The 15,753-nt window shown below is 49.0% G+C and carries 17 protein-coding genes and 1 other annotated feature; of the genes, 1 reads left to right on the forward strand and 16 read right to left on the reverse strand.

Features of this window, described 5'->3' with window-relative positions; translation table 11 throughout:
• Nucleotides 1-71: 71 nt before the first annotated feature.
• The 15 genes from rpoB to cysE form a co-directional block, all read right to left on the reverse strand.
• Nucleotides 72-3,617: a DNA-directed RNA polymerase subunit beta gene (gene rpoB, locus ACETK5_RS31580; protein WP_100541553.1), complete on the reverse strand. Its 3,546-nt coding sequence runs from the start codon at nucleotides 3,615-3,617 to the stop codon at nucleotides 72-74.
• Nucleotides 3,618-3,965: 348 nt separating this feature from the next.
• Nucleotides 3,966-4,571 carry a class I SAM-dependent methyltransferase gene (locus ACETK5_RS31585; protein WP_326114816.1) on the reverse strand — a complete coding sequence of 202 codons (606 nt, stop codon included), beginning with the start codon at nucleotides 4,569-4,571 and terminating at the stop codon, nucleotides 3,966-3,968.
• Between the two features lie 183 nt (nucleotides 4,572-4,754).
• On the reverse strand, nucleotides 4,755-5,117 hold the full coding sequence (gene rplL / locus ACETK5_RS31590) for a 50S ribosomal protein L7/L12 (RefSeq protein WP_076326231.1): 363 nt from the start codon (nucleotides 5,115-5,117) through the stop codon (nucleotides 4,755-4,757).
• Nucleotides 5,118-5,184: 67 nt separating this feature from the next.
• Nucleotides 5,185-5,688 carry a 50S ribosomal protein L10 gene (gene rplJ, locus ACETK5_RS31595; RefSeq protein WP_009591975.1) on the reverse strand — a complete coding sequence of 168 codons (504 nt, stop codon included), beginning with the start codon at nucleotides 5,686-5,688 and terminating at the stop codon, nucleotides 5,185-5,187.
• A 58-nt stretch (nucleotides 5,689-5,746) separates the two neighbouring features.
• Nucleotides 5,747-5,905, reverse strand: a sequence feature (ribosomal protein L10 leader region).
• 69 nt (nucleotides 5,906-5,974) lie between these two features.
• Nucleotides 5,975-6,667, reverse strand: coding sequence for a 50S ribosomal protein L1 (gene rplA, locus ACETK5_RS31600; protein ID WP_009591966.1), 693 nt, complete (start codon nucleotides 6,665-6,667; stop codon nucleotides 5,975-5,977).
• 80 nt (nucleotides 6,668-6,747) lie between these two features.
• Nucleotides 6,748-7,173 carry a 50S ribosomal protein L11 gene (gene rplK / locus ACETK5_RS31605; RefSeq protein WP_076326233.1) on the reverse strand — a complete coding sequence of 142 codons (426 nt, stop codon included), beginning with the start codon at nucleotides 7,171-7,173 and terminating at the stop codon, nucleotides 6,748-6,750.
• Between the two features lie 71 nt (nucleotides 7,174-7,244).
• On the reverse strand, nucleotides 7,245-7,778 hold the full coding sequence (gene nusG / locus ACETK5_RS31610) for a transcription termination/antitermination protein NusG (RefSeq protein ID WP_006212939.1): 534 nt from the start codon (nucleotides 7,776-7,778) through the stop codon (nucleotides 7,245-7,247).
• A gap of 21 nt (nucleotides 7,779-7,799) precedes the next feature.
• The gene (secE, locus tag ACETK5_RS31615; RefSeq protein WP_006212940.1) at nucleotides 7,800-7,991 is read right to left on the reverse strand and encodes a preprotein translocase subunit SecE; all 192 of its coding nucleotides are present in this window, start codon (nucleotides 7,989-7,991) and stop codon (nucleotides 7,800-7,802) included.
• A 24-nt stretch (nucleotides 7,992-8,015) separates the two neighbouring features.
• Entirely contained in the window at nucleotides 8,016-8,165 is a 150-nt protein-coding gene (rpmG, locus tag ACETK5_RS31620; protein ID WP_006212941.1) for a 50S ribosomal protein L33, read from the reverse strand.
• A gap of 573 nt (nucleotides 8,166-8,738) precedes the next feature.
• Entirely contained in the window at nucleotides 8,739-9,383 is a 645-nt protein-coding gene (gene sigH / locus ACETK5_RS31625) for an RNA polymerase sporulation sigma factor SigH (protein WP_006212942.1), read from the reverse strand.
• Between the two features lie 204 nt (nucleotides 9,384-9,587).
• Nucleotides 9,588-10,106, reverse strand: a complete 519-nt coding sequence (locus tag ACETK5_RS31630) for an NYN domain-containing protein (RefSeq protein ID WP_100541555.1) — start codon at nucleotides 10,104-10,106, stop codon at nucleotides 9,588-9,590.
• A gap of 5 nt (nucleotides 10,107-10,111) precedes the next feature.
• On the reverse strand, nucleotides 10,112-10,864 hold the full coding sequence (gene rlmB / locus ACETK5_RS31635; RefSeq protein WP_113061177.1) for a 23S rRNA (guanosine(2251)-2'-O)-methyltransferase RlmB: 753 nt from the start codon (nucleotides 10,862-10,864) through the stop codon (nucleotides 10,112-10,114).
• A gap of 87 nt (nucleotides 10,865-10,951) precedes the next feature.
• Nucleotides 10,952-11,395 (reverse strand): Mini-ribonuclease 3, encoded by a 444-nt coding sequence (locus ACETK5_RS31640; protein ID WP_100541557.1) that lies wholly within the window; start codon nucleotides 11,393-11,395, stop codon nucleotides 10,952-10,954.
• Nucleotides 11,392-12,798: a cysteine--tRNA ligase gene (gene cysS, locus ACETK5_RS31645; RefSeq protein ID WP_394059656.1), complete on the reverse strand. Its 1,407-nt coding sequence runs from the start codon at nucleotides 12,796-12,798 to the stop codon at nucleotides 11,392-11,394. The genes ACETK5_RS31640 and cysS overlap by 4 nt, the downstream gene beginning before the upstream one ends.
• Before the next feature lie 58 nt (nucleotides 12,799-12,856).
• Nucleotides 12,857-13,546: a serine O-acetyltransferase gene (gene cysE, locus ACETK5_RS31650; RefSeq protein WP_100541559.1), complete on the reverse strand. Its 690-nt coding sequence runs from the start codon at nucleotides 13,544-13,546 to the stop codon at nucleotides 12,857-12,859.
• Between the two features lie 181 nt (nucleotides 13,547-13,727).
• Here cysE and ACETK5_RS31655 point away from each other — a divergent pair, with 181 nt between their 5' ends.
• Nucleotides 13,728-13,940 carry a hypothetical protein gene (locus tag ACETK5_RS31655; RefSeq protein WP_326114805.1) on the forward strand — a complete coding sequence of 71 codons (213 nt, stop codon included), beginning with the start codon at nucleotides 13,728-13,730 and terminating at the stop codon, nucleotides 13,938-13,940.
• A 282-nt stretch (nucleotides 13,941-14,222) separates the two neighbouring features.
• On the opposite strand, the gene gltX is transcribed toward ACETK5_RS31655, so the two are convergent.
• Complete coding sequence (gltX, locus tag ACETK5_RS31660; RefSeq protein ID WP_394059657.1) at nucleotides 14,223-15,686, reverse strand: glutamate--tRNA ligase; 1,464 nt, start codon at nucleotides 15,684-15,686, stop codon at nucleotides 14,223-14,225.
• Between the last annotated feature and the right edge of the window lie 67 nt (nucleotides 15,687-15,753).

Here is a 15,753-nt window from a genome sequence, read left to right on the forward strand (position 1 = left end):
TCCTATTTATGTGCTATACGACCATAACACCACCGCCGACTTATAAGCCGACGGGGGTGAATGATTGACCGTTATTCCACTCCGACTTCAGTGCCTTCCAAGTTAAGGCTCAGTTTATCACCTTGAGCATCGTCTTCGTCGTCGAGTTCTTTCATCTCGATTTCCTCTTCATTCTCGCTCAGGATTTTCACGTCCATACCGAGAGACTGAAGCTCTTTAATCAATACCTTGAACGATTCAGGAACACCCGGTTCCGGAACGTTCTCGCCCTTGACGATGGATTCGTAGGTTTTCACCCGGCCGACCACGTCATCCGACTTGACGGTAAGAATTTCTTGCAGCGTATAGGCAGCACCGTAAGCTTCAAGTGCCCACACTTCCATCTCACCGAAGCGCTGTCCGCCGAACTGAGCTTTACCACCCAGCGGCTGCTGCGTAACAAGTGAGTATGGTCCCGTAGAACGGGCGTGAATTTTATCATCAACCATGTGCGCGAGCTTGATCATATGCATGACGCCGACGGTAACTTCACGTTCAAAACGTTCACCCGTCCGTCCATCGTACAATACGGTCTTACCATTGCGCTGCATGCCTGCTTCTTCCATCGTATCAAACACGTCATACTCGCTTGCACCGTCAAATACCGGTGAAGCCACGTGAATGCCGAGCTGGAGCGCAGCCATACCCAAGTGAACCTCGAGCACCTGACCGATGTTCATCCGTGACGGAACCCCTAGAGGGTTCAACACAACTTGAACCGGCGTGCCATCTGGCAGGAACGGCATATCTTCTTCAGGCAAAATACGGGCAACGACACCTTTGTTACCGTGACGTCCAGCCATTTTGTCACCTTCGGAGATTTTACGTTTCTGTGCGATGTAAACGCGAACCAGTTGGTTAACGCCCGGCGGCAATTCGTCGCCGTTCTCACGTGTAAACACCTTAACATCTACGATGATCCCGTCACTACCGTGAGGAACGCGCAGCGAGGTATCGCGTACTTCGCGAGCCTTCTCACCGAAGATCGCATGCAGGAGACGCTCTTCTGCCGTCAGTTCGGTTACACCCTTAGGTGTTACCTTACCCACGAGGATGTCTCCGGCGCTGATTTCGGCACCGATGCGGATGATTCCGCGCTCGTCAAGGTTCTTCAACGCTTCTTCCCCTACGTTAGGAATATCACGCGTAATTTCTTCCGGTCCAAGCTTCGTGTCACGAGCCTCGGATTCGTACTCCTCGATATGAATCGAAGTGTACACGTCCTCTTTGACCAGTTTCTCGGAGAGAAGAATCGCATCCTCGTAGTTGTAACCTTCCCAAGTCATGAACGCAACAACGACGTTGCGGCCCAGTGCCAATTCACCCATCTCTGTGGATGGACCGTCTGCGAGGATGTCACCTTTTTTGATTACATCGCCGCGTTTAACGATTGGACGTTGGTTGATGCATGTTCCTTGGTTCGAACGCATAAATTTGTGTAATTTATGTTTAATAAGATCGCCTTTGACTTCTTGTCCGTCGACATTTTCCACACGGCGGACCCAGATTTCATTAGCGGATGAACGTTCGATAATCCCGTCATATTTGGACACAATACATACACCGGAGTCTTTTGCAGACTTGTGTTCCATTCCGGTTCCGACCAGCGGAGCTTTAGGAATAAGAAGCGGAACAGCCTGCCGCTGCATGTTGGATCCCATCAGCGCGCGGTTGGAGTCATCGTTCTCAAGGAACGGAATGAGCGCCGTCGCTACCGACACGACCTGCTTAGGCGATACGTCCATGTAGTCTACACGGTCGCTCGGCATAGGAAGGATGTTATCGGATTGCTTGTTATAACGGACGATAACCATTTCGTCAGCGAAGGTTCCGTCTTCGTTGAGTTCGGCATTCGCCTGGGCAACGATATAGTTATCCTCTTCATCTGCAGTCAGGTAATCGATTTGGTCCGTTACTTTACCGGTCTTCGGATCCACCCAACGATACGGAGCTTCAATGAAGCCATATTCGTTGATGCGCGCAAACGTCGACAAGGAGTTGATCAGACCGATGTTCGGTCCCTCCGGCGTCTCGATCGGACACATACGGCCATAGTGACTGTGGTGAACGTCCCGCACTTCAAAGCCCGCACGCTCACGCGTCAAACCGCCGGGTCCGAGAGCAGACAGACGACGTTTATGCGTCAGTTCCGCAAGCGGGTTCGTCTGATCCATGAACTGGGACAGCTGGGAGCTGCCGAAGAACTCTTTAATCGATGCGATAACCGGACGTATGTTGATGAGCGCCTGCGGCGTAATCACATTAGCATCCTGAATCGACATTCTTTCACGAACGACACGTTCCATCCGGGACAAACCGATACGGAACTGATTTTGAAGCAATTCGCCTACGGAGCGCAGACGACGGTTACCCAGGTGGTCGATATCATCCGTGTTGCCGATTCCATGCAGCAAGTTAATGAAGTAGCTGATGGAAGAAATGATATCTGCCTGCGTAATATGCTTCACGGATTTATCAATGTTTGCGTTCGCGATGACCTTCACGACTTTTGCATCCTCGATTGGAGAGAATACATCGATCGTTTGCAGCGGGATATCCTCGCTGTCCATTACGCCGCCGGTAACATGATAATTCTTAAAGCCTACGCTCTTCTCAAGGTAAGGCATGATCTCGTCCAAAAGACGGCGATCTACGGTTTGACCAGCTTCCGCAATGATCTCACCCGTATCGGTGTCTATCAAACTCTCTGCCAAACGTTGATTAAAGAGACGGTTCTTAATATGAAGCTTCTTGTTGATCTTGTAGCGACCAACGTTAGCCAAATCATAACGCTTCGGATCGAAGAAACGGGCAACGAGAAGGCTCTTCGCATTCTCCAGTGTTGGCGGCTCGCCCGGACGAAGGCGTTCATAGATTTCGATGAGCGCTTTTTCCGTAGAGTCGGTGTTGTCTTTATCCAGCGTGTTTTGAATATATTCATCATTGCCCAGAAGATCCAGAATCTCGGCATCTGTACCAAAACCAAGTGCACGTAAAAGTACCGTTACAGGGATTTTACGGGTACGGTCGATCCGGACATAGATAATGTCCTTCGCGTCCATCTCCAGTTCCAGCCAAGCGCCGCGGTTAGGGATAACTGTTGCAGTGTACGTCGTCTTACCGTTTTTATCCACTTTTGTGCTGAAATAGACGCTGGGAGAGCGAACCAACTGGCTGACAATAACCCGTTCGGCACCATTGATAATGAATGTTCCGGTTTCCGTCATTAACGGGAAGTCTCCCATGAACACTTCCTGCTCCTTGACCTCTCCGGTCTCCTTGTTAATGAGCCGGACTTTCACGCGGAGCGGCGCCGCATAAGTAACGTCGCGTTCTTTCGCGTCATCGACGGTGTATTTCGGTTCTCCAAGGCTGTAGTCAATGAACTCTAGTACCAAATTACCTGTGAAATCCTGGATCGGCGAGATGTCCTGGAACATTTCGCGGAGTCCTTCCTCCAAAAACCATTCATAAGATTTTTGTTGGATTTCAATCAGGTTCGGAACTTCGAGTACCTCGTTAATACGAGCATAACTTCGCCGAGTGCGTCGACCATATTGAACAAGATGTCCTGCCAACTTAAACTCACCCCTCATGTCTACTCACTTTAAAAATTTCATTGCGAACCTCTGTTTGTAACACTATAATGGAACATACAGAGTACACTCCCATAAATAGAGAAAAGCCCTTATCGAATACCTTTTCGAAAAAAGAGCAGCTTATCCATGGTTATGATAATCATCTCATATCCTGTAGATTTGCCCAAAATGTACATATTATACGTCAATATGATCGACTTTATGCATCTTTCCACACATTAAGTCTTGACATTTCAGTCAACTAAAGACAAAGAGACCATCCTAATACTGACATTTTATAATAATACCATACCAGCATACCCAAGTCAACAGCCTAGTCGAACTATTTTAAGAAGATTTAGTCGCTTTAAATATCCGGTATCCTTTATCCTTCGTTACTTCCTCTACCTGATGAAATAAACTCTCCAGTTTCGCTTTCGCTGAAGGTGCGCCTTGCTTCTTCTGAATCACAACCCACAGCTGCCCATCCTCGCGCAAATGCTTCCACGATTCTTCGAATATGGCATGTACCGTCTCTTTCCCGGCACGAATCGGCGGATTGGTTAGAACCACGTCAAATTGCTGACCCTGCACCGCAGCAAACAAATCGCTCTCCAAGATGGTCACATTGGATATACCGTTACGTTTTGCATTCTCCTTGGCTAATTCGACAGCACGGCTATTGATGTCGATCATCGTCACATGGCCTTGCGCAACCATTCTTGCCGCCGACAAACCGATCGGACCATATCCGCAGCCTACATCCAACACTTCGGCATGCTGGCTAAAGTTCATAGCCTCTATTAATACCTTGCTGCCATAATCCACGCCGCTCTTAGAGAATACGCCCGCGTCACTGATAAAGTTGAAAGTCTGCCCCCGAAGCTCCGTCTTTAACTCCTTACGGTCATGAGCAATTTCCGGCTGATTCGAGTAATAATGTTGATTCGGCATCATTTCCTCCGTCTTGAATCAAAGTCTGCCCGCCTGAGCTATTTCGCTCTTAAGCACTCTTATTCCCAGTATAACCTTTCTTGCGGTGAATCAGTACCCCGTGATCTCCCCGCCACAATAACAAACCCCTTGAACAAATATTCAAGGGGTTTGATTCTTGCTGCGTGAATCTCAAGAAGCTAATTACTTAACTTCTACGGATGCGCCTGCTTCTTCCAATTTAGCTTTAACAGCTTCTGCTTCTTCTTTAGCTACTTTTTCTTTCAATGGTTTTGGAGCGTTGTCAACCAGTTCTTTTGCTTCTTTCAAGCCAAGACCTGTGATTTCGCGAACCACTTTGATTACGTTGATTTTGGACGCGCCTGCGCTAGTCAGGATTACGTCAAATTCGGATTGCTCAGCAGCTTCAGCTGCACCAGCGCCACCTACAACAGCTACTGGAGCTGCAGCAGTTACACCAAATTCTTCTTCGATTGCTTTTACGAGATCGTTCAGTTCCAGAACGGACATACCTTTAATTGCTTCCAAGATTTGCTCTTTGCTCATTGGGTTGAACCTCCATTTATTATTAAGATTTTATAGTTGTTGTTACACAGCTTTAGCAAGACAAAGCTTATGCGCCTTGTTCTTCCTTCTCAGCAACAGCCTTAACTGCAAGCGCGAAGTTGCGCACTGGAGCTTGAAGCACGCTGAGGAGCATGGAGAGGAGACCTTCGCGGGACGGAAGTTCTGCCAGAGCTTTAATTTCGCTCTCTCCGATTACACGGCCTTCTACTACGCCGCCTTTCAATTTCAACGCGTCGTTTTTCTTAGCAAAATCGTTGAGGATTTTTGCTGGAGCGACAGCGTCATTGGTACCAAATGCAACAGCTGTTGGACCAGTCAAGACTTCGTCCAGATCAGTCAGCTCTGCTGCCGCAGTTGCACGGCGAAGCAGCGTGTTTTTCAGTACTTGGAACTCGACGCCAGCTTCACGAAGCTGTTTACGAAGTTCAGTTACTTGCGCAACGTTCAGTCCGCGATAGTCAGCAACTACTGTCGATACGCTTTCGCGCAGCTTAGCAGCAACGACATCAACCGCTTCTTGTTTCGCTTGAATCACTTTTGCGTTTGCCAATGATTACACCTCCTGGTTGTATTAGTAGCGTAAGAGCACCAAGCTCTCCACTCTTCCTACGGGCACTAAAAAAGCCTCCGTAGAATCACGAAGGCCTGATGAATCATCATTTGGCCGGTGTAACCGGACAAATTGTTGACGTTCTATCATAACACCTCGGTAGGAAATTAAGCCTGCTTAGGGCACCTACTGTCTACGGTAAGCATATTCAACTTTAAGGGTCAGTCTCGAAGACTCACAACTGTTACATAATATCAAACCTCATTGACCAAAGTCAATGGTAATATTATCTGTAAACGGTTGTGTTCACGCGAGCGCTTGGTCCCATTGTCGAGGAAACAGCGATACCTTTCAGGTATACACCTTTAGCAGCAGCTGGTTTCGCACGATTCAATGCATCGATGAGAGCTTTAAGGTTCTCATTCAGTTGAGCTGCATCGAAAGACACTTTGCCGATTGGCGCGTGAATTTGACCTGCTTTGTCCAGACGGTACTCGATTTTACCGGCTTTGATTTCTTGAACAGCCTTAGCAACATCGAATGTAACCGTACCAGCTTTAGGGTTAGGCATCAGGCCTTTACCACCGAGCAGACGGCCAAGTTTACCGACTTCACTCATCATATCAGGTGTAGCTACGCAGACATCGAACTCGAACCAGCCTTGTTGAATTTTGTTGATCATGTCTTGATCGCCAACAAAATCAGCGCCAGCAGCTTCTGCCTCTTTCGCTTTTTCACCTTTTGCAAATACCAGAACGCGTTGTGTTTTACCTGTGCCGTGAGGCAAGACAACAACACCACGAACAGCCTGGTCTTGTTTACGTGGGTCTACACCCAAACGTACAGCCGCTTCAACAGTTTCGTCGAATTTGGCAGTTGCAGCCTTCTTCACAAGCTCTACAGCTTCCAAAGGCTCATAAGTTGCTTCGCTGTCAATCAGCTTCGCAGCTTCAACGTATTTCTTACCGTGTTTAGCCATGTTTGTTTTCCTCCTTTGTGGTGTTAGCGGAAATTCCTCCCACATAATCCGAACCTAGTCCGGTTTCAATCGAAAGACAATTAGTCTTCGATTGTGATACCCATACTACGGGCAGTACCTTCTACCATCTTCATTGCAGCTTCAACAGATGCAGCGTTCAGGTCAGGCATTTTTGTTTCAGCGATTTGACGAACAGCGTCACGCTTAACGGTAGCAACTTTCTTCTTGTTAGGCTCGCCGGATCCTTTTTCGATCTTAGCAGCCACACGAAGCAGAACAGCAGCCGGTGGAGTTTTAGTGATGAATGTAAAGGAACGATCTTCAAACACCGAAATTTCAACCGGAATGATCAGACCAGCTTGATCAGCAGTACGTGCGTTGAACTCTTTACAGAATGCCATGATGTTGACACCCGCTTGACCCAATGCAGGACCTACTGGAGGAGCCGGATTCGCTTTACCTGCAGGAATTTGCAGTTTCACAATCTTGATAACTTTCTTAGCCATGGTTGACACCTCCTTGCATCAATAGTGGTAGCGGACGCTTTGATACGCCCTCCCACAAGAAACCTGAAGAATTAGATCTTCTCCACTTGAGTATAATCCAACTCCAGCGGGGTTTCCCGTCCAAACATGTTGACGTGAACTTTCAACTTGCTCTTTTCAGCCAAAATCTCTTCCACGGAGCCCACAAAATTCGCAAAAGGACCAACCTTGATACGAACGGATTCCTTGATGTCGAATTCGATCTTCGGTTTCGGCTCTTCCATGCCCATATGCTTCAGAATCTGTTCTACTTCTTCTGGAAGCAAAGGCGTCGGTTTAGAACCGGACCCTGTCGAACCAACAAAACCGGTCACTCCTGGTGTATTGCGGACAACATACCAAGAATCATCGGTCTGAATCATTTCGACCAAGACATATCCCGGGTAAACTTTACGCATGACGGTTTTTTTCTTGCCGTCTTTGTTTACGATTTCTTCTTCCATCGGAACAAGAACGCGGAATATTTTGTCCTCCATGCCCATGGACTCGACACGTTTTTCCAAATTGGCTTTGACTTTATTCTCATACCCAGAGTAGGTATGAACTACGTACCATCTTTTTTCCATATCAAGCCACCTGGGACCCTTCTAAATTATCGCTTCGATCACAGCGGAAATACCGATGTCTACAACCCAAAAATAAATCGTGACAAACACAATGGTGCCGAGAACAATTAAAGTATAGTTCGTCAGTTCTTTACGATTAGGCCAGCGAACTTTTTTAAGTTCCGCCCAGCTTTCAGAGAAAAAGGAAAACAGAGACTTGAAACCACGTTTCACGCCGACTACACCTCCAAAAGAAAACTATCTGGTTTCGCGATGAGGAGTTTGCTCGTTACAGAACTTGCAAAATTTCTTCATCTCCATGCGGTCGGGGTGATTTCGCTTGTTTTTGGTGGTTGTGTAGTTTCTTTGTTTGCAGCTTGTACAAGCCAAAGTGATAATTACCCGCATGATGTGCACCTCCCGAAGACGTCCTTCTTTGTCAGAAGAATCGATATTGATCCTAGTAGAAACAACCTTGTTCTCATCGAAACCCGGTTATTTCTGCGAGATGAATAAAACCGTTGTTCCAAAAGCTGTAACAACGATCCATTCATAAAACACGCGAATTTAGGCCTACCTAAAACACTTTATCACAAGGATAGCGCCATTTCAAGCCTTTTTCTCTCTGATTGCGGGCTGCAATAAATGCCATTGCCAGCTAAACCAGGGAATGAGTCCCCGGAATATTGTAAACAACTCGCTGTAAAAAACTGTGGCGTTTCACAGTCTTTGTCCATCCTGCATAGCATTTAGTCTATATCCAGTATGTTCAATCTTCCAACAGATGAAACACCAAATATTACACATTTTGCGTTTTGCGAAAATGAACATCTTTGAATATCGTCCTATCCTATCTGCCAACAAATGATACTAACGACAAAGGATACGCAGATCCTTCGCCGGCCATTCTGATTTAAAAACGATCAGGCAATTAAAAAAAGGCTCTGATTGAGCCTTCTGCTTCTTATCCGACACTTGCTATTAATTATCCCTGACTTCCAGATAACGTTCAAGCTTTCGCTTTACCCGTTGGAGTGCATTGTCAATCGATTTTACATGACGCCTTAAATCTACCGCAATCTCTTGATAGGATCGACCGTCCAAATAGAGCATCAGGACTTTTCGTTCCAGATCGCTTAAGATTTCTGACATCTTGTCTTCCAGGCCGACAAATTCCTCTTGATTAATGATCAGTTCCTCCGGATCGCTTACCGCAGTACCGCAAATGACATCCAGCAGCGTACGGTCCGAATCCTCATCATAAATCGGCTTGTCCAATGAGACATACGAATTGAGCGGAATATGCTTCTGTCTCGTAGCGGTCTTAATTGCCGTAATAATCTGTCTGGTAATGCAGAGCTCGGCAAAGGCCTTGAACGAGGACAGCTTATCCCCTTTAAAATCACGAATTGCCTTGTACAGCCCGATCATGCCTTCCTGGACAATATCTTCCCGGTCAGCACCAATCAGAAAATAAGAGCGGGCTTTAGCACGTACAAAATTCCGGTATTTATTGATCAAATACTCCAGCGCCCCGCTATCACCCTCGCGGACCGCCTCGACAATGTCTTCATCGCTTATCACATCATACCCTGACAACATGACTTCCTTGAGGTCCACACTCAATAGAATCCCTCCGGCCCGGAACGCACGGTAGCCCGTCACTCGCTTGAAATATATGACAAGTATATATGATGTCTACTAGACCGTCAACCACGTTCTACCTAAAATAGACTGATAATAACATTTAATGTAAACTTTTTCGTAGATTCATATACCGTTTCATTCTCCAAATGAGCCGACCTTTCGTCCCTATTGTGTAAAACAACACTATTCCCTTCGCCAGCGCTCGAACATCTGTCTCACATCCGGCGGCAGCTTCCCGTCAAGTGTATTCCTGCTCTTGGTCTGCTCTTTCGTTATTTTCTGCTTCACTTCGCGCTCGCTCTGCTCCACTTCGTTCAGCAATTCCCGGGCGGACAGCCGGAGTGCTCCCCGAGCAAAAATCACGTGCTGCTCAATTAAATCGCTGGTCGCCACATAAATTTTTCGCCGGCGGTGGCTGAACTCTCCGACTAACCGTTCAATGCACTCATCGGCCGTTTCCTTCTCCTTCGTAAAAAACACCTGAACCTTGCCTTGCGTGTAGGATTTCCCCAATCCAGGAACCCGGTATGCGTCAAAAATCACCACGACTCTGAGGCCTGAATACGCCTGGTAATCCGCTAATTTCTCAAGCAGCATGTCTCGCGCTTCATGCATGCTGCTATTGGCGAGCTTCGCAAGAAATGGCCAGCCGCCGATCATATTATAACCGTCGACCAGCAGCACATCCCGCCAATCGGCCATCATTGCTAACCTTGAAGGCGGCGACGGCGAAGCACTTCGTACATGACGACACCTGCGGCAACCGAAGCATTAAGCGAGTTGATTTTTCCGGCCATCGGCAGTTTCACAAGCACATCGCATTTCTCACGGATCAGACGCCCCATCCCTTTATTCTCATTACCGATAACGATAGCGACCGGTCCGTCAAAAACCTCGGTGTCATACAATTCCTGTACCGCGTCAACGACGGTGCCGACAACCCACACGCCCATTTCCTTCAGCTGATCGATGGTTTGGCCCAGATTGGTCACTCTGGCTACGGGCACATACTCTACTGCGCCGGCTGATGTTTTGGACACCGTTGCCGTAACTTGTGCCGATCTGCGCTTAGGCAGTATGACGCCATGAGCACCCGTGCAGTCTGCCGTTCGGAGAATCGAACCCAGATTGTGCGGATCCTCGATCTCATCAAGAAGCAGCAGGAAAGGCGGTTCGCCTTTTTCCTCCGCGACCTTCAGCAAATCTTCCACTTCCACATAAGCATAGGGTGCCGCTTGGGCAACCACGCCTTGATGCTGAACCCCCGGAACCATCTGATCCAGCTTGCGTTTGTCCACATGCTGAATGACAATGCCCAATTTCTTCGCTTCCGCGATGATCGGCAGGGTCAGATGCTTTTGCGCATTTTCGGCAATCCATATTTTGTTGATCGTACGTCCTGATTTGAGCGCTTCCGTTACGGAGTGCTTACCAGCCACTACTTCCTCTTCTTGCAACATGTAGGTCTCCTCCTGCATATCAGCCGGCGTCCCCTGAAGAAACACCGGCTGTATCGTTTCAATGTTGATGCCATATTGTCCTACGGTCTATTTAACAGACCCCTCAATAAACTCGATGCTCTTCCCGATCAGCTCACGGAGACGGTCCTGCTCCCCCGTATAATATAAATACCCAACAAGCGTCTCAAATGCCGTTGCATGCCGATATTCGAGAACGTCTGCATTTTTGGGGATGCTGCCTGATTTGGCATTGCGTCCCTGACGAACAACATCACGCTCTTCTTCCGTCAGCTCCGGATCCAAAAAAGCCAATATCCGACTCTGTGCCTTCGCCGACACAAATCCTGTTGCCGTCCGGTGCAAGTGATGAGGGCGGAGATTCGCTCTTGATATCAAAAACTGCCGCACCGCCACCTCATAAATGGCATCCCCGATATAGGCAAGCACGATCGGCGGGATTAACCGGGCGGGCTTTGACGGCGGAAAATCGAACCAGCCTACTGCGGGATCATGATGCTCAGGCCCGCTCATTTACGCCGCCAGCGCATACCTTGCGCCGTATCCTCAAGCACGATGCCTTCGTCCGCCAGCTTGTCGCGGATTTCATCCGCTCGGGCCCAGTTTTTATTCTTCCGGGCTTCGATACGTTCGGCAATCAGAGCTTCAATCTCCTCATCCAGCAATTCATCCGTGCCTGTATTTACGATGCGCAGCACGCCGTTCATATCGTTGAAAGCGCGCAGCACTTCATACAGGTCAGCCGCAGGAATCGAAGCCTCCTTCAGCAGCTGATTCGCCTCGCTGGCCCATTGGAACATGGCGGTGATGGCGTCCGGCGTGTTGAAATCATCCTGCATTTTCTGGTGAAATTCGACAAGCACGGCCGATATTTTATCCGCAACTTCCCGGCTTACGTTATCGTCCTTCGAGCCGATCGCAGTACTCAATCGATGCTCGACATTAGCCGCCGCATTCGCGAGGCGGTCCACGCTGTTCTGCGCCTGCTCCATCACATCATCGCTATAATTGAGCGGGTTGCGGTAGTGGGTGGACAACATGAAATAGCGGATCGCTTCTTTTGTATATTGTTCACGAAGTTCCTTAACCAATACACCGTTTCCTAACGATTTCGACATTTTCTCGTTATTGATGCGGATATATCCATTGTGCATCCAATAGTTCGCCAGCGGTTTGCCCGTCAGCGCCTCGGACTGCGCAACCTCGCATTCATGGTGCGGGAACTGCAGATCCTGGCCGCCGCCATGGATATCCAGCGTATCCCCGAGATAACGACGGGCCATGGCAGAGCACTCAATATGCCAGCCCGGGCGGCCGTCGCCCCAAGGACTGCTCCAATAGATCTCTCCGGGCTTCGCGGCTTTCCATAGAACGAAGTCCTCCGGGTTTTCTTTCCGCTTATCCACCTCAATCCGGATACCGAATTGCAGCTCATCGAGATTTTGCTGGGACAGCTTGCCGTAATCGTCAAATTTGCGGGTCCGGTAGAATACATCTCCCCCGTTCTCATAAGCAAAGTCGCGGTCAATGAGTTCCTGGATGAATTCGATAATGCTCTCCATATTGTCCGTTACCCGCGGATTTAATGTCGCCCTTGGTATGCCGAGACCGTCCAGATCCTCGTAATAGGCGTTAATAAACTTATCCGCAACCTCCGGAACGGTAGTCCCGGTTTGCTCGGCTTTCCGGATCATTTTGTCATCCACATCCGTAAAGTTCACCACGTAATTCACATCATTACCCTGATTCTCAAAGTAAGCTCGAACCACGTCGAAAAAGATCATCGGCCGAGCATTCCCGATATGGATATAATCGTACACGGTAGGACCGCACACGTAGATCTTTACTTTCCCAGGTTCCTGAGCAACAAATGTTTCTTTCATACGGGTTAACGTGTTATAGATTTGCAGTGCCATAGGGTATCATCTCAATCCTTTCATTCCATCGCTTATTATTCCTTCACGGCTTACGCGCTTACTCTTCTTTGACCGAAGACACAGCAGCCTCGGGTACCATGCCTTGAGGCTGGTTTCGTTTGCTCTCATGAAGCTCCGCCCGGAGCTGATCGATCTCCTTCTGCATCGAACGGAGCATATCCACAATCGGATCGGGCAGATTCGTGTGATCCAGCCGGTCGCGCACCCGCTCCCCGTTCTGTTTCACAATTTTCCCCGGATTGCCGACAACGGTGCTGTTTTGGGGAACAGGCCTTAATACGACTGCATTGGAACCAATGTTACAGTTATCCCCAATCGTAAAGGAACCTAGCACTTTCGCCCCCGATCCGATGACCACGTTGTTACCGATGGTTGGGTGCCGCTTGCCTTTTTCCTTACCGGTTCCACCGAGGGTAACCCCCTGGTAGATCACCACGTCATCCCCAATCTCACAGGTCTCTCCAATGACAACCCCCATCCCATGGTCAATGAACAGCCGATGCCCGATACGGGCTCCCGGATGAATCTCGATCCCTGTCATAAACCGGCTGAACTGGGATATCAACCGGGCCAGCGTATACCATCGCCGCTTAAATAATGCATGAGCTACCCGGTGCGCCCACAGTGCGTGAAGCCCCGAGTAGGTGAATACCACTTCAAAAAGTCCCCGGGCAGCCGGGTCATTCTCGAACACTGTCCGAATATCCGATTTCATCTGTTTAAACATGAACGCTCCCTCTTTCCCCTCTTCCAATCGCGCATGCAACTTGCTATCCATCGTTATTCCTGTAAATAAAAAACGCCCCTGCAGCTTATCGCTGCAGAGGCGCTAGACCGCGGTTCCACTCTGCTTAGAACCGGCACAAGCTTCCTCCCTTCGTCAGGGACGGATTCTACCGATTCTCTTCATGTCATTAACGGCAGACGACCGGCATGATCTAACGATTGTGTTCGCTTCAACCATGCAGCTCACAGGTGCATTTCCGCTGCAGGCGACGGGACAACTCTCAGCCGGCAAATTCAAGTGGTCCTTGTCTTCTGCCGATTGTCCTCTCTGGAACGTGCCTGTTTTACGCGTACTTCTCCTGATCGTAGCTTTTAATACGTTTTATATTTGTTGATCTAGGTTTCATAAATGACCGCGTTGCTCACTAGGGACGCTGCGCTGACGGATCGTGCTTCCGATCGCTGTTGCCTTCCGATTTTTTTAACGATATCACATAGGTGGAAATCGGAAGACAAAGGCGAACGCTTCGCTTCTACAGCACAATTCCGTCCTCTCCGCTGCTTCTCCGTAGTTGCTACCTAACCTAGATCAAAGAATATTTCACTTATAGTTTGGTGTAATTATAACTGATCATATACGGGCTGACAAGGAACGTTTATCGGTGAAGCCGCCCGAATTATGCGCCTTTGATCTGAGAGCGCAAACGGTCAAGCACGCGATCCCTGCCCAGCAGCCAGATCGTCTGGTTCAGGTCGCGGCCATGGGTTTGTCCCGTCAAGGCTACCCGGATCGGCATAAAGAGCTGTTTGCCCTTAAATCCGGTCTCTTTCTGGACTTCCTTGATCAGCGCCGCAATCTTCGGAGCGTTAAACTCATCACTCTGCTCGATCTTCGCAAGGAATGCCGACAATACGGCTGGCACCTGCTCGCCGCCCATCACTTCAATCCCTTCGGCGTCCAGTTCCAGATGCGTACGGAAGAACACTTCCGACAGATCCACGATATCCGAAACAGCGGTCATCTGCTCCTGATAGAGCGCGACGAGCGCGCGCGCCCATTCCTCTTGCTCGGCCGTAAGCTCGGACGGCAAGCGGCTGGCTTTCTGCAAGTGCGGAATGGCTAGATCCGCAATCCGATCCGGATCCGCATTCTTGATGTACGTGTTGTTGAGATGAGCCAGCTTGTTCGTATCGAATACCGCCGGGCTCTTGGATAGACGTTGCTCATCAAAGATCGAGATCAGCTGCTCTTGGGAGAACACTTCCTCTTCCCCTTCCGGAGACCAGCCAAGCAGCGAGATGAAGTTGAACAGCGCTTCAGGCAAATAGCCAAGCTGGTCATACTGCTCAATGAACTGGATGATCGATTCATTACGCTTGCTCAGCTTCTTGTGATCCTCGCCTACGATCAGGGTCATATGTCCAAACTGAGGCGGCTCCCAGCCAAAAGCTTCATAGATCATCAGCTGACGCGGCGTATTGGAGATATGGTCCTCCCCACGGAGCACATGGCTGATCTTCATCAGATGATCGTCTAATGCTACCGCGAAATTGTAGGTAGGAATGCCGTCTTTTTTGACGATGACGAAGTCGCCCGTCTCTTTGCTGTTAAACGAAATCGTGCCCTTCACCATGTCATCGAACGTGTAGATACGATCTTCCGGAACGCGGAAGCGGATGCTCGCCACACGGCCTTCAGCCTCAAGCGCTTGCTGCTGCTCTTCCGTCAAATCCCGGTGCTTTCCGGAATAGCGCGGCGTTTCGCCGCGAGCCATCTGCTCTTCCCGCTCCTGCTCCAGCTCTTCCTCCGTGCAGTAGCAGCGGTAAGCAAGCCCTCGATCCAAGAGATCCTGCCAATATTCTTTATAAATATCAAGACGCTCGGTCTGGCGATAGGGTCCGTACTCGCCTCCGACATCCACGCTCTCATCCCAGTCCATGCCCAGCCATTTCAAGTATTTCAACTGGCTTTGCTCTCCGCCTTCTACGTTGCGTTTTACATCCGTATCCTCGATGCGGATAATGAATTTCCCGTTGTTCTTGCGGGCGAATAAATAATTGAATAATGCCGTTCTGGCATTGCCGATATGTAAATGTCCCGTTGGACTCGGTGCATAGCGCACGCGGACTTCTCCGGTCATTGTAACCCCTCCGCTTCCCTATTCTTTCAAAATTCCCAGCTCAAAAAACTCCCTTATTGAACACATA

The sequence above is a fragment of the Paenibacillus ilasis genome (genome assembly GCF_043195395.1).
Classification (GTDB): Bacteria; Bacillota; Bacilli; order Paenibacillales; family Paenibacillaceae; genus Paenibacillus_AQ; species Paenibacillus_AQ lautus.

Coding starts and splice junctions, on each gene's coding strand:
- nusG (WP_006212939.1), bottom strand. CDS start 7,778: ATGGAAAAAAGATGGTACGTAGTTCATACCTACTCTGGGTATGAGAAT.
- gltX (WP_394059657.1), bottom strand. CDS start 15,686: ATGACCGGAGAAGTCCGCGTGCGCTATGCACCGAGTCCAACGGGACAT.
- rplL (WP_076326231.1), bottom strand. CDS start 5,117: ATGAGCAAAGAGCAAATCTTGGAAGCAATTAAAGGTATGTCCGTTCTG.
- ACETK5_RS31655 (WP_326114805.1), top strand. CDS start 13,728: ATGTCATTAACGGCAGACGACCGGCATGATCTAACGATTGTGTTCGCT.
- rpmG (WP_006212941.1), bottom strand. CDS start 8,165: ATGCGGGTAATTATCACTTTGGCTTGTACAAGCTGCAAACAAAGAAAC.
- rplA (WP_009591966.1), bottom strand. CDS start 6,667: ATGGCTAAACACGGTAAGAAATACGTTGAAGCTGCGAAGCTGATTGAC.
- ACETK5_RS31640 (WP_100541557.1), bottom strand. CDS start 11,395: ATGAGCGGGCCTGAGCATCATGATCCCGCAGTAGGCTGGTTCGATTTT.
- ACETK5_RS31630 (WP_100541555.1), bottom strand. CDS start 10,106: ATGGCCGATTGGCGGGATGTGCTGCTGGTCGACGGTTATAATATGATC.
- rplK (WP_076326233.1), bottom strand. CDS start 7,173: ATGGCTAAGAAAGTTATCAAGATTGTGAAACTGCAAATTCCTGCAGGT.
- ACETK5_RS31585 (WP_326114816.1), bottom strand. CDS start 4,571: ATGCCGAATCAACATTATTACTCGAATCAGCCGGAAATTGCTCATGAC.
- rlmB (WP_113061177.1), bottom strand. CDS start 10,864: ATGTTGCAAGAAGAGGAAGTAGTGGCTGGTAAGCACTCCGTAACGGAA.
- cysS (WP_394059656.1), bottom strand. CDS start 12,798: ATGGCACTGCAAATCTATAACACGTTAACCCGTATGAAAGAAACATTT.
- cysE (WP_100541559.1), bottom strand. CDS start 13,546: ATGTTTAAACAGATGAAATCGGATATTCGGACAGTGTTCGAGAATGAC.